23 protein-coding genes are annotated in these 22229 nt (G+C 26.0%); 20 read left to right on the plus strand and 3 right to left on the minus strand.

Annotation, left to right across the window (positions count from 1 at the left end):
* Positions 1-25: 25 nt before the first annotated feature.
* The 9 genes from ACYQ1T_RS13635 to ACYQ1T_RS13675 all read left to right on the plus strand — a co-directional run bounded on the left by ACYQ1T_RS13635 (position 26) and on the right by ACYQ1T_RS13675 (position 4730).
* Positions 26-304 (plus strand): BMC domain-containing protein, encoded by a 279-nt coding sequence (locus tag ACYQ1T_RS13635; protein WP_459835743.1) that lies wholly within the window; start codon positions 26-28, stop codon positions 302-304.
* 14 nt (positions 305-318) lie between these two features.
* On the plus strand, positions 319-612 hold the full coding sequence (locus ACYQ1T_RS13640; RefSeq protein ID WP_459835745.1) for a BMC domain-containing protein: 294 nt from the start codon (positions 319-321) through the stop codon (positions 610-612).
* Between the two features lie 141 nt (positions 613-753).
* Positions 754-1032: a BMC domain-containing protein gene (locus tag ACYQ1T_RS13645; RefSeq protein WP_459836560.1), complete on the plus strand. Its 279-nt coding sequence runs from the start codon at positions 754-756 to the stop codon at positions 1030-1032.
* Between the two features lie 76 nt (positions 1033-1108).
* Positions 1109-1696, plus strand: a complete 588-nt coding sequence (gene pduL, locus ACYQ1T_RS13650) for a phosphate propanoyltransferase (protein WP_459836562.1) — start codon at positions 1109-1111, stop codon at positions 1694-1696.
* A 60-nt stretch (positions 1697-1756) separates the two neighbouring features.
* Positions 1757-2005, plus strand: coding sequence for a EutN/CcmL family microcompartment protein (locus ACYQ1T_RS13655; RefSeq protein WP_459835748.1), 249 nt, complete (start codon positions 1757-1759; stop codon positions 2003-2005).
* 23 nt (positions 2006-2028) lie between these two features.
* Positions 2029-3360, plus strand: coding sequence for a 4Fe-4S dicluster domain-containing protein (locus tag ACYQ1T_RS13660; protein ID WP_459835750.1), 1332 nt, complete (start codon positions 2029-2031; stop codon positions 3358-3360).
* Between the two features lie 2 nt (positions 3361-3362).
* Entirely contained in the window at positions 3363-3911 is a 549-nt protein-coding gene (locus ACYQ1T_RS13665) for a BMC domain-containing protein (protein ID WP_459835753.1), read from the plus strand.
* 14 nt (positions 3912-3925) lie between these two features.
* Complete coding sequence (eutS, locus tag ACYQ1T_RS13670) at positions 3926-4285, plus strand: ethanolamine utilization microcompartment protein EutS (RefSeq protein WP_459835755.1); 360 nt, start codon at positions 3926-3928, stop codon at positions 4283-4285.
* Positions 4286-4295: 10 nt separating this feature from the next.
* Entirely contained in the window at positions 4296-4730 is a 435-nt protein-coding gene (locus ACYQ1T_RS13675) for a EutP/PduV family microcompartment system protein (RefSeq protein ID WP_459835758.1), read from the plus strand.
* Positions 4731-4748: 18 nt separating this feature from the next.
* Here ACYQ1T_RS13675 and ACYQ1T_RS13680 read toward each other — a convergent pair whose 3' ends face one another.
* A complete protein-coding gene (locus ACYQ1T_RS13680) occupies positions 4749-5564 on the minus strand; it encodes a metallophosphoesterase (protein ID WP_459835760.1) in 816 nt (271 codons plus the stop codon).
* A 174-nt stretch (positions 5565-5738) separates the two neighbouring features.
* Here ACYQ1T_RS13680 and ACYQ1T_RS13685 point away from each other — a divergent pair, with 174 nt between their 5' ends.
* The 7 genes from ACYQ1T_RS13685 (at position 5739) to ACYQ1T_RS13715 (ending at position 14774) form a co-directional block, all read left to right on the plus strand.
* The gene (locus tag ACYQ1T_RS13685; RefSeq protein WP_459835762.1) at positions 5739-6278 is read left to right on the plus strand and encodes a hypothetical protein; all 540 of its coding nucleotides are present in this window, start codon (positions 5739-5741) and stop codon (positions 6276-6278) included.
* Between the two features lie 74 nt (positions 6279-6352).
* A complete protein-coding gene (locus ACYQ1T_RS13690; protein WP_459835765.1) occupies positions 6353-7138 on the plus strand; it encodes a nucleotidyltransferase domain-containing protein in 786 nt (261 codons plus the stop codon).
* A 229-nt stretch (positions 7139-7367) separates the two neighbouring features.
* Positions 7368-8561, plus strand: a complete 1194-nt coding sequence (locus ACYQ1T_RS13695; RefSeq protein WP_459835768.1) for an acetate/propionate family kinase — start codon at positions 7368-7370, stop codon at positions 8559-8561.
* 228 nt (positions 8562-8789) lie between these two features.
* On the plus strand, positions 8790-10262 hold the full coding sequence (locus ACYQ1T_RS13700) for a sensor histidine kinase (protein WP_459835770.1): 1473 nt from the start codon (positions 8790-8792) through the stop codon (positions 10260-10262).
* A gap of 156 nt (positions 10263-10418) precedes the next feature.
* A complete protein-coding gene (locus ACYQ1T_RS13705) occupies positions 10419-12143 on the plus strand; it encodes an FUSC family protein (protein ID WP_459835772.1) in 1725 nt (574 codons plus the stop codon).
* Positions 12144-12372: 229 nt separating this feature from the next.
* Positions 12373-13344, plus strand: a complete 972-nt coding sequence (locus ACYQ1T_RS13710; protein ID WP_459835774.1) for a PfkB family carbohydrate kinase — start codon at positions 12373-12375, stop codon at positions 13342-13344.
* Positions 13345-13349: 5 nt separating this feature from the next.
* Positions 13350-14774: a glycoside hydrolase family 32 protein gene (locus ACYQ1T_RS13715; RefSeq protein ID WP_459835776.1), complete on the plus strand. Its 1425-nt coding sequence runs from the start codon at positions 13350-13352 to the stop codon at positions 14772-14774.
* A 75-nt stretch (positions 14775-14849) separates the two neighbouring features.
* Here ACYQ1T_RS13715 and ACYQ1T_RS13720 read toward each other — a convergent pair whose 3' ends face one another.
* Positions 14850-16136 (minus strand): NCS2 family permease, encoded by a 1287-nt coding sequence (locus ACYQ1T_RS13720; protein ID WP_459835779.1) that lies wholly within the window; start codon positions 16134-16136, stop codon positions 14850-14852.
* Positions 16137-16577: 441 nt separating this feature from the next.
* On the opposite strand from ACYQ1T_RS13720, the gene ACYQ1T_RS13725 reads away from it, so the two are divergent.
* The gene (locus tag ACYQ1T_RS13725) at positions 16578-17570 is read left to right on the plus strand and encodes a prolyl oligopeptidase family serine peptidase (protein ID WP_459835782.1); all 993 of its coding nucleotides are present in this window, start codon (positions 16578-16580) and stop codon (positions 17568-17570) included.
* Between the two features lie 138 nt (positions 17571-17708).
* Here the strand turns inward: ACYQ1T_RS13725 and ACYQ1T_RS13730 are convergent, their stop codons facing one another.
* Positions 17709-18995, minus strand: coding sequence for a dicarboxylate/amino acid:cation symporter (locus ACYQ1T_RS13730; protein WP_459835784.1), 1287 nt, complete (start codon positions 18993-18995; stop codon positions 17709-17711).
* Positions 18996-19189: 194 nt separating this feature from the next.
* On the opposite strand from ACYQ1T_RS13730, the gene nadA reads away from it, so the two are divergent.
* The 3 genes from nadA to nadC are packed head-to-tail and all read left to right on the plus strand — an operon-like array spanning position 19190 to position 22221.
* On the plus strand, positions 19190-20107 hold the full coding sequence (gene nadA / locus ACYQ1T_RS13735; RefSeq protein WP_459835786.1) for a quinolinate synthase NadA: 918 nt from the start codon (positions 19190-19192) through the stop codon (positions 20105-20107).
* Positions 20100-21404, plus strand: coding sequence for an L-aspartate oxidase (locus ACYQ1T_RS13740; RefSeq protein ID WP_459835788.1), 1305 nt, complete (start codon positions 20100-20102; stop codon positions 21402-21404). Before nadA ends, ACYQ1T_RS13740 begins: the two co-directional genes overlap by 8 nt.
* A complete protein-coding gene (gene nadC, locus ACYQ1T_RS13745; protein ID WP_459835791.1) occupies positions 21382-22221 on the plus strand; it encodes a carboxylating nicotinate-nucleotide diphosphorylase in 840 nt (279 codons plus the stop codon). Before ACYQ1T_RS13740 ends, nadC begins: the two co-directional genes overlap by 23 nt.
* Positions 22222-22229 lie beyond the last annotated feature (8 nt).

A 22229-nucleotide genomic window follows, 5' to 3' on the forward strand; every position in this document is an offset into this window, starting at 1 on the left:
ATTTAAATTTTAGGAGGAGTTTATAATGAAACAAGAAGCATTAGGAATGATAGAAACTAGAGGTTTAGTAGCAGCTATTGAGGCAGCAGATGCAATGGTAAAAGCGGCAGATGTAGTGCTTATAGGAACAGAAAAAATAGGATCAGGTTTAGTTACTATTATGGTAAGAGGTGATGTTGGAGCTGTTAAAGCAGCTACAGAGGTTGGAGCTAGTGCAGCTCAAGCTTTAGGAGAGTTAGTAGCAGTTCATGTAATTCCAAGACCAAATGGAGATGTAGAAAAAATATTACCAAAGCTAGATTAAATTAGGGGTTAAATATGGGAGCTATAGGAATAGTTGAAGTAGTAGGTGTAGTATCAGCATTTGAAGCTTTAGATGCTATGACGAAGACTTCAAATGTAAATATAAAAACATTAGAAAAAAAATTAGGTGGTAGATTAGTAACCCTCATAATTGAAGGAAAAGTTGATGATGTAACAACTGCTGTTGATGTTGGAGTTTATACTGCAAATAAAATTACTAAATGTGTAGCAAATGCAGTAATTTCAAAACCACACGAAGAGGTTATTAGATTAATAGAGAAAAGTTCTGCTAAATATAAAGAATTATAAAGAGGGTAAGTAATGGATTATAAGAATTCAGAGGAAATTAATAATAAGATAGAAAATTTAGATGAAAAGAAAAAGAAAACTAGAAAAATAAAAGTTAAAAGTGAAAATATAAATAAAAATAATAAAGTAGGAGGAATTAAAATGGGACAACAAGCATTAGGAATGTTAGAAACTAGAGGATTGGTAGCAGCTATTGAAGGTGCAGATGCAATGGTAAAAGCTGCAAATGTTGAACTTATAGGAACAGAAAAAATAGGATCTGGTTTAGTTACTGTTATGGTAAGAGGTGATGTTGGAGCTGTTAAAGCAGCAACAGAAGCAGGTTCAGAAGTAGCTTCAAGATTAGGGGAAGTAATTGCTATACACGTAATTCCAAGACCTCATACTTCTGTAGAATGTATTTTACCTAAAAATGTATAGTAGTTAGTTGGTGATTTAATTGAATCAGATATTAATAGACTTAATTGCTGAAGCAGTTTTAAATGAAGTAAATAATATGGGAGTTTTAAATATTACTAATAAAAGAGTTAAAGTTGGAGTTTCAGCAAGGCATGTTCATTTATCTAAAGAGGATTTAGACAAATTATTTGGTGAAAATTATAAATTAAATGTAAAAAAAAGCTTAATGGGAGATCAGTTTGCTGCCGAAGAAACAGTTACAATTATAGGAGATAAACTTAAAGCAATAGAAAATGTTAGAATTTTAGGCCCAACAAGAAGTAAAACTCAAGTTGAAATATCTTTAACTGACTCAATATATTTAGGTGTAACAGCACCAATTAGATTATCTGGTGATATCGAGAAAACAGCAGAAATAACTATAGTTGGCCCTAAAGGCGTAGTAAGAAAGAGCGAAGGATGTATAGTGGCTAAAAGACATATTCATATGTCCACATTAGATTCTAAGAAGCTTGGTATAAAAGAAGGAGTAATTTCTGTTAAATTTAATGGAGAGAGAGACGGTATATTGAATAATATAGACGTAAGGATAAGTGATGAGTATCATTTAGAACTGCATATAGATACAGATGAAGCAAATGCTTTAGGAATAAAAAATGGTGAATATGTAGAAATATTAAGTTAACATAAAATAATTAAGAGGCTTTTTTATTAAAAGCCTCTTCTCCTTAAAGGAGGGGGAAATATGATAGTTGGAAAAGTTATAGGAAATATAGTAAGTACAAGAAAAGAAGAAAAGCTTATGGGTTTTAAATTACTAATTGTTGAGCCTTTAGAAGGATATGATAATGGAAAGAAATTGGTAGCTATTGATAGAGTTGGAGCTGGTAGACAAAGCTTAGTTATAGTAACGACAGGTTCAAGCGCAAGGCTTGGATTAAATAAGGAAAGTGTCCCAATAGATGCTGCTATAGTTGGAATAGTAGATGAATAATATTCTAAGAAAGAAGGGGTTTTATGTTACTTCAAGAAGTTAAAAGTTTATTTAAGGAAATGGGAATTGTAGGAGCAGGAGGAGCAGGTTTTCCAACATATGCAAAACTATCTTATGATGTAGAAACGGTTATTTTAAATGGTGCAGAATGTGAACCACTTTTTAGAGTAGATAGAAATCTATTAAAAGAAAATACACTTCAAGTTTTAAAAGGGTTAGATTTTGTTGTAAATACTCTAGGAGCAAAAGAAGGAATAGTAGCTATTAAAGAACATTACAAAGAGGCAGATATTGCTATAGATGAAAATATATATAAATTCCCTAAATTAAGAAAGAAGTTATTAAAAGATAGATATCCAGCAGGTGATGAAGTTGTTTTAGTTTATGAAACAACAAAAAAAATTGTACCTCAAGGAGGAATTCCGTTAAATGTTGGAGTTATGGTAATTAATGTAGAAACAATATTTAATGTGTATAATTCTATAGAAAAAAATATTCCAGTAACACATAAATACATAACAGTTGGTGGTGCAGTGAATTCCCCTAAAACATTATGTGTACCAATAGGAACAACGTTTAAAGATTTACTTTATGAAGTTAATGGAACTTTAATTGAAGATTACAAGTTATTAATTGGTGGTCCTATGACAGGTAGAATAGGAAGTATTGATGAATCAGTTACAAAGACTACTAAAGGTATTTTTATATTGCCAAAAGACAACCCAATAATTGAACTTAGAGAATATAAATTAAATGTAGCTATAAAAAGAGCTATGGGAGTATGTTCACAATGTAGAATGTGTACAGATTTATGTCCAAGATATCTATTAGGTCATTCTATTGAGCCACATAAAATTATGAATTCACTTTCTTTTGGTTTGGAAAATAATTCAAAAGTTTTTATTAATGCATTAGCATGCTGTGAATGCAATCTTTGTTCATCATATTCATGTCATCAAAATTTAAATCCTAAAGCTGTTATATCAGACTTAAAAACAAGGTTAAGAAAATCTGGAGTAAAATTACAAGATACCTCAAGGAAAAGTGTAGATAAAAATAGAGAATATAGGGGAGTTCCGGTAAAAAGGATAGTTTCTAGATTGAAATTAAGTGAATATGATAAAGATGCACCGATTTCATCACTGAAAAAAGAACCTAATATAGTAAATATAAGTACTAGACAATCAATAGGGGCATTAGCAAAAATCATAGTAAAAGTAGGAGATATAGTAAAGAAAAATGATGTTATTGGTATAGTCAATGAGAAGGACTTAGGTGTATATTTACACTCCTCAATAGATGGTGTTATTGCAGAAGTAAATGAAAATAATATTGTTATTAGAAGGGAGAAATAATAATGGATAGGGCATTAGGCTTAGTAGAATATTTAAAAGTTCCAAGTGGTATGATAGCAGCAGATAAAATGGTAAAAACAGCAGATATAAAAGTAATACATGCTGCTACTGTTTGTCCAGGAAAATATATAGTTTTATTTAAAGGAAGCCTTTCTTCTGTAAAATCTGCAATAGAGGCTGGAACAAAGGCTTTTGAAGAAAATGTTATTGATAGTTTTTTATTAGGAAATCCAACAGATCAAATATATGGAGCAATTTCTGGAAGTAATGAAGTTGACATCAAAGGAGCTATTGGAATAGTTGAAAGTTATTCAGTTGCATCTATTATTGAATCAGCAGATACTGCCGCAAAAACTTCAGATGTAAAATTAGTAGAAGTTAGACTTGCAAGAGGTATGTGTGGAAAAAGTTTCTTTATTATAATAGGGGAACTTGCTGCTGTAGATATGGCTATAGAAAATAGTAAGAAAATTTTAAAGGATAAAGGAATGTTTTTAGATTCTGGAATTATTCCAAATCCAGATAAAGGATTTATAGATAATTTATATTAATAAGAGGTGTATAAATGAATATTTTTGAAAATGAAGATAAAACTAGAGTTATTCAAGAGTACGTACCTGGAAAACAAGTTACTTTAGCACATTTAATTGCAAATCCAGTTCAAGAATTATATCAAAAATTAGGATTAATAATAGAAAATAAGAATGCACTTGGTATAATGACTATAACACCAAGTGAAGCTTCAATTATCGCAGCAGATGTTGCAACAAAAACTTCTGATGTAGCAATAGGATTTATTGATAGGTTTAGTGGATCTTTAGTTATTACAGGAAGTGTATCAGCAGTAGAAGAAGCCTTAAAAGAAGTAATTCATGTTCTTTGTGATAATTTAAAATTTTCAGCTACTAATATAACTCGCTCTTAAAGGAGGTAATATGAAAAAGGTTATTTTTATTGGGAAAAGTGGGTGTGGGAAAACCTCTCTTTGTCAAAAACTTCATGGTGAAGAAGTAAAATATAAAAAGACTCAATCTGTAGAGATGTTCATTAACTCAATTGATACTCCGGGGGAATATCTTGAAAATAGAAGTTACTATAGTGCTCTTATAGTAACTTCAGTAGATGCTGAAATAATTGCTTTAGTTCAAGAATGTGGAGATATAGAAACAAAAATACCACCAGCATTTTCATGTACTTTTGGAAAAGAAGTTATTGGAATCATTACTAAAATAGATAAATTAACTACTGATAGTAATATAGATATTATAGAAAATCAACTAATTATGTCAGGAGTAAAAAAAATATTTAAAATTTCAATTATTACAGAAGAAGGGTTACCTGAATTAATAGAATATCTTCATATAAAATAACTGATACATTTAAAAATTTTAATTTAATTCTACTATTGGAATATGAGGTCTGTTATTTATTCTAAATGGGAATAGACTATTTCCAACACCTCTGCTAACTATCATATTTACGTTGTTATCCGAAGTATATAATCCGCTTGAATATTTTGGGAAAAAACCCTGGTGTGGTGCTATAATACCTTTATTAATAAAAGGTATTATTACTTGTCCACCATGGGCATGACCAGCAAAAACCAAATTAGGTACTTTTATATTAGATTTAGAAAAATAAGATGAAAATAAGTCTGGTCTGTGAGCTAGTAATATCATAGGTAAAGTTAATATATCAGATTTATATAAGAATCTTTCAAAATTATAAGTTTCACTATAGCTTAATCCAGCTATAGCAAGTTTTATTTCTCCCTTTTCAAAAATTTCAATAGAATTATCCATAATGTGAATACTATTTTCTTTTAAAATAGTTCTCCATTCTTTAATATTTTCATTATCCATTTCATGATTACCTGTTACTGCATAGGAAGGAGCAATTTTAGAGAGTTCATAACAGAGTTTTGAAAGTAATGTTTCAGATACGTTCGCATGTCTATCTACTAAATCGCCAGTTAATACAATTATATCTGGATTTTCATTTTTTATATTTTTAATTAAAGATTTAATTGAGTCTCTTTTATCTCTTAAGTGCAAATCAGAAATATGAGCAATTTTAATAGAATTAGTATATAGATTTTTAATATTGATACTGAAATGTTCTACATCAATAAATGTATTTTGAGCATATAAGTAAAATGATAATAAACCACAAAAAATTAATATATACATAGTTATTGTAAGCATTTTAAACCTCTTTCTCATTTTTTCTTCTTTAAAATTAGGATTATTAATTATATAGATAAATTTAGTATAACTTATTTTGATATCCAAAAAAATTAAAAAAATATAAATTTATATATTTAAATAAAAAAATAGGAAATACTAATTTAGACAATAAACTTTATGGAGGAAAATAAATTGAAAAATTTATTAATAACATTAATTGTAGTAGTCTCAATTTTATTAATTGGATGTAGCGATGTAAAAATAGAAAATAATGAAGAGGATAACAAAAAAGAATCTACAGCACAAAAACCTGATGAAAACTTAGAAGAGATAGGGGAAACATTTATATTAAGAGCTTCGTATAATAAAGAAAAAGATAATATAGATGAATATACAAAGAAGGTTGAAAAGGATATAAGAGAAAGAGGAAATATACCAATAGTATTAAGAAGACCTGGAAATGCTATTTATGTAATAAAATCAGAAAAAGCAATAAGCGATGTAAGAATACACAAATTATCGGAAGATTTTTTAAGTAATCCTAATATAGATGAATATATAAAAGCCAACCGAGATAAGGATTATGAACTTTTAATAGATAGACTTAAAGATAATGAAATATTATTAGTAGACGTAACTGAAACAAAAGGAATACCAAAAGAAGTACTATCTTGGAAAAATAAAGCCGGAACCATAAAAACATTTCCTATAAATAGTGAATATTATCAATAATATAAACATAAATGAACAAAGAAATTAGTTAATACATATTATGATTCTATAGTTATACCAAGGAGAATTTTAATATGTCAGAGTTTAAGTTATCTAATAGGCTTGATAAACTTAATTTAGAAAAAAATCATATAGAATCAATAATAATATATGGATCTTTTGTAAGAGGGGATTTTGATTCTAAAAGTGATATTGATTTTTTTATTGTAGTTGATGATTGTTATATGAGTACATTAAATAAAATTAAAGATAATATTGCATATGAATTAAAAATACCGCATTTTTGGATAAGTATATTTACAAAATCAGAAGTTACTAGACGTTGTAAAAAGGGAGATTATTTTATATGGAGTGTAAAATTAGAAGGAACCATTATTTATTCAAGAAGTGGATTTATAGAAAATCAATTTGACAATATAAACTTATATTCACTTGATACTATAAGAGATGAATTAAAGTCCATTTATAATGATTTAGAGAAAAAAATATTAGGAAAAGCATTTACTAGAAAACAATTAGAGAATAAAATTTATGTTATTGCTAAAATAGTTAGAGATTTATGTATTAAATATAACTATATGAATGGGATTATAGAGTTTAGTAATTTAGGTGCCATAGAAGAATTCTTTAATATTATTGAAACTGAATCACCTTTTAGTATAAATGAGTACAAAGAATTACTTTTTTTAAAACGAGTTTTTAAATCTACATCAGCTCGTTATTTACCTATGAATGAAGATATTAATATTTATGTAGGGAAATGGACAAAAAAACTTATAAAACTATTAAACCTATCAGTAAAATGTCTTAATAGAGTTTATGATAATGATTTTATAAGTCCCTTATTAAATATAAAATAAGTAATACAGTATAGCCTAGAATCTTTTAATTTAATATTTGATAAAATGTCTTTAAATAGTATTCATTTTTTAATACTTTTAAAGACATTTTATTATTAAAAAAGAAGAATATATTTTGAATTTTCAGATAAAGGAGAATAATAAATCATTTTAAAAGTTATTAATTTTGATGTATGATTATATTATATTAAATGTTAATTATAAAAGGTATGTGAAAAGGAGAAAAAAGATGAAAACTTTAGTGATTAATTGTGGAAGCTCTTCTTTAAAATATCAATTAATTGATATGAATACAGAAGAATCAATGGTACAAGGGTTAATTGAAAGAATAGGTATAGACGGATCATTATTAACCCAAAAGATTGAAGGAAAAGATAAATATGTTGTAACTACTCCTATGAAGGATCATAAAGATGCAATAAAGTTAGTTTTAGAGGCATTAGTAGATAAGGAACATGGAGTAATAAATTCTATGGATGAAATATCTGCTGTAGGTCATAGAGTTGTTCATGGAGGAGAAAAATATTCAAAATCAGTTATAATTACAGATGAGGTTTTAGAATCAATTAAAGAATGTATTGTACTTGCTCCCCTTCATAATCCACCAAATATAATTGGGATAGAAGCTTGCAAGGAATTAATGCCAAATACACCAATGGTAGCTGTATTTGATACTGCATTCCACCAAACTATGCCTAAGGAAGCTTGCATTTGTCCATTGCCATATGAATTATATGAAAAGTATGGAATAAGAAAGTATGGGTTCCATGGTACTTCTCACAAATATGTTTCTAACAAAGTTGCTGAAGTAATGGGAAAAGATATTAAAGACTTAAAAATAATTACTTGTCACTTAGGTAATGGCTGTTCAATAACAGCTATAAAAGGTGGTAAATCAATTGATACATCAATGGGATTCACTCCAATTGCTGGAGTTATGATGGGAACAAGATCTGGAAGCATAGATCCATCAGTTATTGGATTTTTAATTGAAGAGCATGGATATAATATAAAAGAAGTTGATGAATTATTAAATAAAAAATCTGGTGTTCTTGGTATTTCAGGAGTTTCTTCAGATTTTAGAGATGTAATTGATGCTGCAGAAAAAGGTAATGAGAGAGCTCAATTAGCATTAGATATATTCCACTACAAGGTGAGAGCTCAAATTGCTGCATATGCAGGAATTATGGGAGGAGTAGATGTTATTGTCTTTACTGCTGGTATTGGAGAAAATTCATCTTTAACAAGAAAAGAAAGTCTAAAAGGATTAGAGTTTTTAGGATTTACACTTAATGAAGAAAAGAATTCAATCAGAGGAGAAATACAGGAAATATCTAATAAGGATTCAAAAGTTAAAATTTATGAAATTCCAACAAATGAAGAACTTATGATTGCTAGGGAAACAGCTGAACTTGTAAAATAGTTTATAAAAAATGGTAGTTTAATACTATCATTTTTTTTATTTGTAATAAAATAAAATGAATTAGTTAAATTTATATATTTAATAAAATATTAAAATAGAATTTATAAAATAATATATTTCAAATTTGTTTACAGTAAATTGAATAAAAATCATTATTTTACATAAATATACTTAATATGGTATGATGTATAAAAAGATTAAATATATGACAAATTAGGGGGACGCATAATGGATTTAATTTTTAATAATATAGATGATTATATTATTGTTATAGATAAAAGGGGAGAAATACAATTTTGTAATAGTAAAATATTAAAGAAATTAGGTTGTAAAGAAAGCGATTTCTATAGTGAAAGCATATATAAATTTACAAATGAAAGTACTTTAAATAATATAAAGCTTATTAAGTTTAATATTAAAAGCAAAATAAGTATGTTTAAATGTAATACTTTTAAAATAGCTTGGAAAGAAAAAAAATGTTACTGTATTATTTTAAAAGAATATTATAAATGTGATTTTTCATTAAAGGATTTATCATATATAGTAGAAAATATACCGTTTAATGTATGGTTTAAAGATTGTAGTGGTAAATATATCTATGCTAATAAGGGATTTATTAATGAACTTGAACAACAAAATATTAATTTAATAGGGAAAAAGTATTCTGATTTTTTAAATAAAGATATAACAATGTTATTTAACAAACAAGATAAAGAAATAATTAAAGATAAAAAAACTAAAGTATATGAGGATAAGATAAAAATTAATAATAAAGAAAAATGGTATTATAAAAGCAAAATTCCTGTATTAAATGAAATTGGAGATGTGAAATATATTTTTGGAATTTCATTTAATATAACAGAGGAAAAAGAAACACAAATATTAAAAAGAGAGTTAGAAAAAGAATATGAACTTGAAAGTTTGAGAAATGAATTTTTTGCAAATATATCTCATGAGTTTAAAACACCTATAAACATTATATTATCTACTATACAATTGCTAAGTAAGTATAATGATATAAGAGATATAGATAGAAATAAAGTTAATAATTATATAAATTTTATAAAACAAAATTCCTATAGATTATTAAGGCTTGTAAATAATTTAATTGATATAACTAGAATAGATACGGGATATTATAACTTATCTTTAGGAAATCATGATATAGTAAGTTTAATTGAAAATATAACACTTTCAGTTGCTAATTATATAGAAGGAAAAGGTGTAAATCTAGTTTTTGATACTAATATAGAAGAGAAAATATTAGCATGTGATGAAGATAAAATTGAAAGAATTATGCTAAATTTATTATCAAATGCATTAAAATATACAGAAAAAGATGGAGAGATACTTGTAAAATTAGAGGCTTTAGAAAATAATGTGAAAGTATCTGTTAAAGATACTGGAATAGGTATTGAAAAAGATAAAGTAAATAGTATATTTGATAGATATAAACAAATAGATAATTCAATAACAAGAAAAAGTTACGGAAGTGGGATTGGGCTTTCAATTGTAAAATCATTGGTAGAAATGCATGGAGGAAGCATAAATGTTGAAAGTAAAATAAATGAGGGAACTAAATTTTCATTTGAAATACCTATAAGTTATATAGAAAAAGAGTATATTTATACTAATAGAAACGAAATAGAATCTCAAATTGAAAAGTGTAATATAGAGTTTTCTGATATATATTCGATATAAATCGATAAAATCAATTGTAAATTTTCAGGTTAGGATAGTATATTAGCAACTATTTTAAATAAATAATTAGTAGAATATTATTTACAGAATATTTGAATATAAATCTATAAATAATATAATTATGATATTTATAAAGTGAGGAGCACTATAAATTTTATGATTAATAAACTACTTAATAAGTTTAAAATAAATAGATATGCTATGTTAAAGCATGGAACTGTTGCTGTAGCTACTATGTTTGGTGTATGGATATTATTTGGAGTAAAAAATATAATGATAGCTTTTCCAATTGCCTTAACATCATCAGTAGTAGGAAGGCAGAATTTTAAGGTTAAGACATTTAATAAATCTCTTAAAATAATTTTTTTGAACCTAATAATAGTAACGTTTTCATATATTTCTTCTATTAATATTTTATTTGGGATACCAATAAATTTTATCAGTATGTTTTTAATAATGTACTCTGTGATTTCCCCATATGATCCAACATTTTATAAGCCATTTATAATGATGTATGTTTTTACTCAGTATTCAGATATTTCCTTTGTTGAATTACCAATAAGATTTTTAGCCGTTATTTACGGAGTATTAATTGTAATATTCGGAAGTTCATTTAATAAAGCAAATGAGAAATCTATTTTAGGTAAAAATGTTACTGTGTCCTTTGAATTATTGAAAGGACAGCTAGATAATATAATTAATAATAAATTTAATAATAATGTTACAATAGAGTGTTCTGATAAAATGAGAGATTTAGCCTATAGAATATATATAACAAGGCATAAAAAGTACTTAACAACTAATTTAGGTAAAATTCAATTTATGATATATATAAATATAGAATATCTTAATTTAATACTTAAAAATATAAATATAGAGTATAATGAAAATAAAATAAAATTTAAAGTTATTAAGGACTTAATAATAGTTATAGATAATATATTAGATTATTCCAGTAATAAATTATCTATATATAAATTAGAAGAGGTTATAGATGTTTTTATAGATGTAAATAAAAAAGATACAACTTATATTAGAGAAGTTTTATATATTCTAAAATTATTGTTAGAAAGTTTTTTTGAGTTAGAGTCTTTAAAGAAAAGAGATTTTAATAAAATATATAAAGAGTGGGAAAGATCAGGGTTAGATAAATCTATTAATACTTTCAAAGAATATTTTCATCCTGATACTATTAGATTTAAGTTTGCAATGAGAATGTCAATATCATTAACAATAACTTTACTATTAGGAGAGATTTTTGGGTTTTATAAGATTATATGGGTTATTATTACAATAATGTCAACTATGCAAGCGTATTATGAAGATACTCTTTCAAGAGCAAAAGAAAGAGTACTTGGAAATATTATTGCAATTATATTTACAGGAATAATTATTAATATTGTAAATATAAAGTCAGTAACAATAATAATATTAATTTTATCATTATATTTAATATATGGATTTAAAGAGTATTATAAAATATCAATATTTACTTCAATAGCATCCTTATGCATAGCATCTTTAACGGAAAATATAAACAAGTTAATATTTTATAGAATTGGATATGTATTTATAGGAGTAGTTTTAGTTTTATTAGCAAACAAGCTTGTTTTTCCATATAAAAATAAAGATGGTATATTTCAGTTGAAAAATAAAATTTTGAAATTAAAATATATTCTTATTAATGAAAGTGATGGGTATATAAAAGGGAAAAATGAAGCTCATAAAATTAGAGATATAATTATACACTCTACATTACTTAGTCAAAAACTTTATTTGAGAAATTTACAATATGAAAGTAAAGAAATAGACGGTTTTATAATAGAAAATAACGATTTCATAATAAGACTTGGATATAAAACCTTAATGAAAATTTATTAAATATTAGTAGAAAGGATATTATTTAAATTATTAATTTATAAAGAATATCCTTTTTATATATACTTTTAACTAATAATATATAGACTTATTTTATAGTAAGAGATATAATATTTAGTATATCTGGGAACGTTCCCTTTAAGTGCGTAATATGATATTTTAAATAATAAAATTATTATCTAAAATTGTATGAATAAGCTTATATAAATAAATTCTTTGGGAGGTAAAGATTATGAATAAAGTAGTTTCTATAGGAGAAGCATTAATAGACTTTATACCATTTGAAAAAGGTATACCATTAAAGGATGTAACTAGTTTTTTTAGGGTACCAGGTGGTGCACCACTTAATGTAGCTGCTACCGTTGCAAAGCTTGGTGGAAGAGCTACAATGCTTACAAAGCTTGGTCAAGATGGATTCGGTGATCATATAATAGAATGTGTTAAACTCTTAGGTGTTGATACATCATCAATTAAAAGAACTATAAAGGCTAATACAGCTTTAGCTTTTGTATCATTAAAAGAAAATGGAGAAAGGGACTTTTCTTTCTATAGAAATCCAAGTGCAGATATGTTACTAGAATCTTCAGAAATAGAAGAAGATATTTTTGAAGAGAATGGGATTCTTCATTTTTGTTCAGTAAGCTTAATAGAAGATCCAATTAAGGAAGCTCATAAAAGAGCAATTAAAATTGCAAAAACTAAAAAATGTTTAATTAGTTTTGATCCTAATGTTAGATTACCATTATGGGAAAATCCAGAAGATTGTCGTAAAGCGATTTTAGAGTTTTTACCTTTAGCTAATATTATAAAAATAAGTGATGAAGAATTAAAATTTATTACAGGTATAGAAAATGAAAGAAAAGCAATACAATCTCTATTTACAGGAGAAGTACAAATAATTATATATACTAAGGGAATAAATGGAGCAGAATTTATAACTAAAAACAAAACAGTATTTTCTCCATCATTTAAGGTTGTTGCACAAGATACAACTGGTGCAGGAGATTCTTTTATTGGCTCCTTTTTATATAAAGTAATAGAAAATGATTATACTTTAGAAGATTTGCTTAATTTAAAAGGAGAGCAAATAAAGGATATATTAACATTTTCAAATTCAACAGCAGCTTTAACAGTATGTAAAAAAGGAGCAATAAGTGCGCTACCAACTAAAGAAGAAGTTTTAGAATTAGCTAAAGGGAGATAAATTTAATGAAAAGAAACTTTCAAGAAGAAATAATAAAATATAAGAACAAATATATAGAGGTAGTAAATAAAGATAAATGGAGAGCAAATTATCATATAATGGCGCCAATAGGATGGATAAATGATCCTAATGGATTATGTTATTTTAGTGGGAAATATCATGTATATTTTCAGTATTCACCGTTAGATTCAAATGGTGGGCTAAAGTTTTGGGGACATTATACTTCAAGAGACTTAGTTAAATGGAATGAAGAAGAGATTGCACTTTACCCAGATAGTAAGTTTGATAGAGATGGGGTTTATTCTGGTTCAGCTTTAGTTAAAGATAATAAAATTCATTTTTTTTATACAGGAAATGTAAAATTTAAAGGAGAGCATGATTATATTTTATCAGGTAGAGAACAAAATGTAATATTAGTAACAAGTAAAGATGGAATAAATTTTTCTGAAAAAAAGCGTATTTTATCTAATAAGGATTTTCCAAGTAACATGTCGCTACATGTTAGAGATCCAAAGGTTTGGGAAGAAGATGGAATTTATTATATGGTACTTGGTGCAAGAGGAAAGGATAATAAGGGATATCTTTTAATTTATAAATCAAAGGATCTTTATAATTGGGAGTTAGACTGTGATCCAATAGGTGGTAATGAAGATTTAGGCTATATGTGGGAGTGTCCAGATATAATAAAAATAAATAATAATGAAATATTATTATTTTCTCCACAAGGAATAAAAGCACAGGAATATAAATTTAATAATATTTATCAAAGTGGATATATAGTAAAAAAACAAAAGTGTAATGAGAAAAAAATTTGTTTAGATAACTTTATAGAATTTGATAATGGATTTGATTTTTATGCACCTCAAAGTTTTAGAGATAAAAACGGAAGAATAATTATGTTTGGATGGATGGGAATACCAGATGAACCTGAACATAAAAATCCAACAATAAAAAATTATTGGCAACATCAATTAACTATTCCAAGAGAGCTTATATTAAAAAATAATGTATTAATTCAAGTTCCAGTGAAAGAGTTAGAGAAATTAAGAAAAAACCTTATTGAAATACAGTTATTAGATATATCTAATAAGATAAGTTTAGAAATTTTCCATTCTTATTCCTTCGAACTTAATGTAAATTTTAATAATACAAATGAATTTTTAATTGAAATAAGAGAAGATTGCAAATTATCTTTTATGAATAAAGTTTTTAAGTTAGAACTTGGGCAATCTGGTTTTGGTAGAAAAAAGCGACTAGTTGAAATAGATTTTATTAATAATATAAGAATTTTTTCGGATAATTCTTCCTTAGAAGTATTTATAAATAATGGATTAAATGTTTTTTCAACTAGAATCTATAATAATAATTTTGATAATTTATTTAAAATACAAGGAAATGGAAAGGTATATATTCAAAAATGGAATATATAAATATATTAATTTTTAAGATTAAGAATATAAAAAATAAGTAATAAAGATTTTTTAATCTTTATTACTTATTTCAATTTATATATTATGCAATAAGAAATACAATAAAAATATTATACTTATAATATACATTGGTATTGATATTTCCTTTTGTTTCTTAGTAAATAGTTTCATAAGTGTATAGGACATAAATCCAAAAGCAATACCATCTACAATACTAAAAGTTAATGGTATTAATATTATTATTAGAAAATTTGGAATAGCCTCTGAAAAATCTGAAAAATCTATCTTTGTAATTCCTTGAATCATTAAACATCCTATTACAATTAGAATAGGAGCTATAACCTCATTAGGTATTAATTTTATAAATGGAATAAAAAACAAAGATAATAAAAATAATACACCAGAAACAATAGAAGTTAAACCAGTTTTCCCACCAGCAGTAATTCCGGCGGCACCTTCTACTGTAGAAACAGTAGGGCTAGTTCCTAAAAATCCACAAGTTATTGTTGATATTGCAATGGCATTTAATGCCTTATTTTGCTTTTTAGGTGTATTTAATAAACCGATTACTTGTCCGTGTAAAAGACCTATATTTTCAAAAACTAATACAAGTGTTAATGAAAATGTAGCAATCCAAAAAGGTATAGTCATCAATCCACTAAAATCTAATGAAAAGAAAATGGATTTATATGAATTAAAATTAGGAAGTGAAAATTCCAAAGTGCTAATATCAACAAACCCTAATAATACTGATACTATAGTACCTAAAGTTATACTTATTAGAAATGATCCAGTAATATTTCTAGAAAATAGAAATAGTGTAATTAGAAGCATAGCTATAAAAAATAGAACTTTAGTATCTGAAAGTGATCCTAATTTTACTATTGTTGTAGGGTCTGAAATAATAAGTCCTCCTTTTTGAAATCCAAGAAAAGTAATAAATAAACCAATTCCTATTGTAATAGATTCTTTTAAAGAATTTGGAATTGAAGAGTTTAGTATTTTAGCAAGTGGTGTATAGGCTATTATTAAGAACAATACACCTGATATTACTACTGAAGCTAATGCTTCATAGAAGCTAAGTCCCATACTTAATACTATTGTATAGGTAAACAAAGCATTTATTCCCATTCCAGGCATTATAATTAGTGGAGTATTACTTATAAAAGCAACTAATAAACAACCTATAAAGGAAGCTAAAACTGTTGAAATTATAAGCGGTTCTTGAGAAATACCTCCATCACTTAAAATACTAGCATTTACTACAATAATATATACTGCAGCAAAAAAAGAAGTTAAACCTGCAATTAGCTCGGTTTTAAAATTTGTTTTGTGTTCTTTTAATTTAAATAATTTTTCCATCCTTTCGTAAAAACCTCTTTTCTATATCCCTCACCCTCCCACATCAAAGATGCCTTAATATTATAACATTTAAATAAGACATCTTAAATAGTTGTATCCAAAATAAGAACAATATATTAAATTTTATTTATATAAACAAATTTAATTAGTAATATAAAACATGAATTTAATTCTAAAGAGTTTAAAAATTTATATACTTATTATAGATAGTAAGAGCTATATATTAAAAAGAAAAAATATATTTTTACTTATTTAGTATTAATATAAACTTAATAAAGAAACATAGACAAAGCAAGAAGTATAATAGTATGATAAAAAAAGATTTATAAATTAAAATTTTAATTTATAAATGTATATTTTAATATAAAATAGTAAAGTTAATAAATATGTATGCTTTTATAGAAGTTATAATAAAATAATTATAAATAGAAAGGAAAAAGAATGAAAAAATTTTTAAAATGGACTGGAATAGTAATATTATTAATAATTTTTGCACTAATAGCATTTTTATTTATAGAGAGAGGAAAGATAAGCTTATATTTGAATCTTGCTGAAAAATATAAAGTTATTACAAGTGCTGAATATAATAAAGAAGATTTAGTATCTATAGAATCGTTAAATTCAATGGATTATAAGGACGTAGAATATAAAAATGATAATGGTGTTAGCTTAACATTAGATATTTATGGACCCAAAAAGAAGTTAAAAGGTGGCTCCCCTGTAATTTTATATGTCCACGGTGGAAGTTGGGTTTATGGAGATAAGAGTATTCCTACAACTATATCACCTTTGTTAGATGCTTTTAGAGAAGAAGGTTTTACTATAATAAGTACATCTTATGAATTGATGAGAGGAAATGAAATATTTGATAAACAAATAACTGATATTAAAGATACAATAAGATGGATTCATAAAAATAAAGATTTATATGGATTTAATGAAAATGAAATAGGAGTCATAGGAGCTTCTTCTGGGGCACACCTTGCATTAATGGCAAGCTATACTGATGATAATGAATTTTTAGGAAATAATGAATTAAGGGGCTATCAATCAACTGTAAAATATATAGTTGACTTTTTTGGTCCAACAGATTTAAAAACACTAGATTTATCTAATGTTGAATGGGATTTAGAGCAAATTATAAATTCAGTTGAAAGCAATAATACAAAAGATGAGATATTTAAAAAATATAGTCCTATAAATTATATTAAAGAAGATTTACCAAAGACACTTATAGTTCATAGTAAAATGGACAATGTAGTTCCATATGAAAACTCTTTAAAACTTTTTAATGAATTAAATAATAGTAAAAATAAAGTTGAAATATTAACTTTAGAATCAAGTAATCATGATTTTTCAGAAATAAATACTAAAGAAATTATACCGGTAGTTATAAAAATGTTAAGTTTTATTGTTAAGAACTCTCCATTATAAGACATATAGTAATAAAACTTATAAATTTTAAAATTAGTAAAATACAAAATTCCATCTATAATAAATAAAATTTATTATAGATGGAATTTATTTTTTTAGTAAATATTATCTACAAATTGATATTGCAAAATATTAATTTTAACTTGCTATTTTTGCATCTTCAAGTGAATTAGAATCAACAGAATAATATTTTTCTTCATTAAAAGCATTTTCACTTTTACTTATAATAATTGTGCAAATACAATCTCCCATTGTATTTAATGTACTTCTACACATATCTAAAATTCTATCGACACCTAAAATTAACCCTATTCCTTCTATAGGTAAGCCAACAGATTGAAGTACCATAGATAACATAACCATACCAACACCAGGAACCCCCGCTGTACCAATCGAAGCTAAAGTAGCAGTTGCTATAATTGTGATTATAGAACCTAACCCTAATTCAATATTATAAATTTGAGCAATAAATATAGCAGCAGCACCTTGCATTATAGCAGTTCCATCCATGTTTATTGTTGATCCCAATGGAATAGTAAAAGAAGCAATTGAGTTATCAACACCAGCTTCCTCCATTGCTTCTAATGTTACTGGTAGTGCAGCATTACTAGAAGCTGTTGAAAAAACAATTGACCCTGGCGCAATAAATCTTTTTAAAAATGGTCTAATTTTTAACCCTGTAAAAATTTTAAACATTCCAAAATAAATAATTAATCCATGCAGAGAAAGTGAAATTAATATTACAGACATGTATTTTAAAAGTGGAATCATAGCATTAAATCCAGTAGTTGCAAAGGTATTTGCTATAAGTGCAAATACTCCATATGGAGCAATACTCATAAGCATTTGTACAATTTTCATTATTACTTCATTAGAGCTTTCAAATAGTTTTTTTACAGGTTCGGCTTTTTTTCCAACTAAGCTAATAGATAAGCCTAATAAAATTGAGAAAAAAATTATTTGAAGCATATCACCTTTAACCATTGATTCTATAGGATTTAAAGGAATAATACCTAACAATAAGTCAGTAAAGTTTTTTCCTTCAGATATGATTGTTTCTTGAGTAACTAAATGAGACATATCAAGTCCAGTACCTGGGTTTATAACATATGCTATACCAATTGCAATTGTAATAGCTATACATGTTGTAATTAAATAAAAAATAAAAGTTTTTCCACCAACACGACCTAATTTTTTTATATTTCCTATAGAAGAAGCTCCGCAAGTTAACGAAACTAACACTAATGGGACAACCATCATCTTAATTGTTGCTAAAAAACCATTTCCTAATATTTTAATAAGACCATTCAATAAAAATGTATCTTTAAAATATCCATCTGGAATAGATTTGATAAATAATCCGAAAATACATCCAAATATCATAGAAATAAAAATTTTTGTAGTTAATCCAAAACTTTTTTTCATAAAATCCCCCCTAATTATATATATTTCCATTTTAAACCATATAATTATTTTTGACAATCTCATATTGAAATAAAAGTTGTCAGAAATTTTAAATATATATTTTTTGAATTTCTTGAATAAAGAAAAGTTAAATGGTATAATTCTTTTAGTGTATATACAGGTGTAAATAAAAGTGAATACAAAGGAGTGAGGGTATGAATATAGTAGATAAGATATCAAATTTAAAAAGGAAGAGAAATGCAATTATACTAGCACATTATTACCAACCAGAAGAAGTTCAAAAAATAGCTGATTATATAGGTGATTCATACTATTTAAGTGAGATAGCTAGAGATTGCACAGAAGAAACTATAATTTTCTGTGGAGTTCACTTTATGGCTGAAAGTGCAAAGATATTAGCAAATAACAAAAAAATACTTTTTCCATCAATAGATGCGGGATGCCCTATGGCTGAAATGGCTGATTATAAAGAATTAATAAAAGTAAAAGAAAAGTATGAAGATGCTGCTGTTATTTCTTATATAAACTCTACAGCTTTAGTAAAGGCTCATAGCGATGTTATAGTTACTTCCTCTAGTGCTATAGATATAATTAAAAATATATCAAATAGAAGAATTTTATTTTTACCAGATAAAAACTTAGGTGAATATGTAGCCGGATTTTTTGAGGATAAGGAATTTATATTATGGGATGGTTTTTGTAATTGTCATTCAAAAATAAAAAAGGAGGAAATTACGAAACTAAAAGAAGAGTATAAGGAATCTGAAGTATTGGCACACCCTGAATGCACTAAAGAAGTAAGGGATCTTGCAGATTACATTGGTAGTACAAGTGGGATAATTGAGTATGCAACTAAAAGCACTAAAAAGGAATTTATTATAGCTACAGAAGAAGGAATTCTATATGAACTTGAAAAAAAGAATAAAGATAAAAAGTTTATTATTCCTGGTACTGATATTAAGTGTATAGATATGAAAAAAAATAATTTATTTAAGATATATGAAACATTACTAAATATGAATAATGAAATATTAATAGATGAATCAGTTAGAATAATGGCATTAAAACCATTAGAAAATATGCATAGACTAGCGAGAAAAAATTATGAATAAAAGTATAGATGTATTAATAATTGGATCTGGAATTAGTGGATTAACATCTGCTTTAGAGATAAGAAATGATACAAATGTTATGATAGTTTCAAAGGGGAGACTAGAAGACACAAATTCTTTATTAGCACAGGGGGGAATATCAACGGTAAGGGGAGAGTCTGATTTTCAACCCTTTATTGAAGACACATTAAGAGCTGGAAGATATAAAAATAATTTAAATGCTGTAAAAATATTAGCTTTAGAATCTAATAATAGCATAGAATTTTTAAAAAGTTTAGGAGTTAAATTCGATGAAAATGAACAGGGATTAGATTATACAAAAGAAGGTGCTCATAGTATAAATAGGATTCTGCATATCAAGGATAATACAGGAGAATATATAGAAAAAGCTTTAATTAAAGAAGTAAAAAAAAGAAAAAATATAATTTTAAGTGAAAATACTTATTTAGCGGATATTATAGAAGAAAAAGGAGTTGCTAAAGGAGCAATATTATTTAAAGGTCAAAGGAGAATTATTGTAAATTCTAAATGCCTTATATTAGCAACAGGGGGAATAGGTGGACTATATAAAAACTCCACTAATCAAAAATCTTTAACTGGAGATGGTATTGCAATTGCTATAAAGCATAATATAAAAGTTAAGGATTTAAACTATATACAAATTCATCCAACCGCTTTTTTTGAAGAAGATATACAAAAAAGACGATTTCTTATATCAGAATCATTAAGAGGAGAAGGCGGAAAATTGAAAAATATAAATGGGGAAAGATTTATAAATGAGTTATTACCTAGAGATATAGTAACAAAGGCTATTTATAAAGAAATGAAAAAAACTAAGTCTAATTTTGTATATTTAGATATTTCATTTTTAGATAGGAAATATATAATAAATAGATTTTCAAAAATTTATAATGAATGTTTAATTAGAGGTGTAGATATAACTAAATCACCAATAAAAGTTTCTCCAGCTCAACATTATTTTATGGGAGGGATTGAAGTAGATTTAAATTCTAAAACAAGTATGGATAATTTATATGCTGTAGGAGAGACAAGCTGCACTGGAGTTCATGGTGCAAATAGGCTTGCAAGCAATTCATTATTGGAGGCAATTGTATTTGCTAGAAGGGCATCTAAAGCTATTAATAAATCAATAGATAATATAAAGGTTGAAGATACAGATAATAAAATATTCAACGAGGATTTAAATAGTTTTAAACTAATTAATAATAAACTTGTTTTAAATATATTTAATAATATTAGAAAAGAGGAAGAAAATGAATTGGATTATTGTAGATAAAATTATAAAGGAAGCATTACTAGAAGATTCACCATATGGAGATATTACAACATTATCAATTTTAAGTTATAATACAAAGTCATCTGCTGATTTAATTTGTAAAGAAGATGGAGTTCTTGCAGGAGAAGCTATATTTGCGAGAGTATTTGAAATAATAGGAAATGTTAGTGTTAAGTTTAACAAAAAAGATGGAGATAATATTTTATCTGGAGAAGTAATAGCAAAGTTAACAGGAGATACAAATAACATATTATTTGGCGAAAGAGTAGCTTTGAATATTATTCAAAGATTAAGCGGTATTGCTACTTTAACTAACAGATATGTTGAAAAACTATCAAACTATAATACAAAATTATTAGATACACGAAAAACAACCCCTAATTTAAGACTTCTTGAGAAGTATGCAGTTAAAATTGGAGGAGGAGAAAATCATAGATTTAATCTTTCAGATGGAATAATGATAAAGGATAATCATATTAATGCTGCTGGAGGTGTAAAGGAGGCTATAAAAAAAGTTAAAAATAACATATCTTTTGTTAGAAAAATAGAAATTGAAACAGAAAATCTACAAATGGTAGAAGATGCAATAGAAGAAGGTGTAGATATAATAATGCTAGATAATATGGATATATGTACAGCGAAAAAAGCCATTAAAATAATAGATAATAAAGCAATAGTTGAATATTCAGGAAATGTTACACTAGAAAATATAGAAGAGATAGCTAAGATAGGCGTAGATTATATATCTGTAGGAGCATTAACTCATTCTGTTAATATATTAGATATTAGTTTGAAAAATTTAAAAATAATTAAATAAACAATGTC

The sequence above is a fragment of the Clostridium carnis genome (assembly GCF_054657435.1).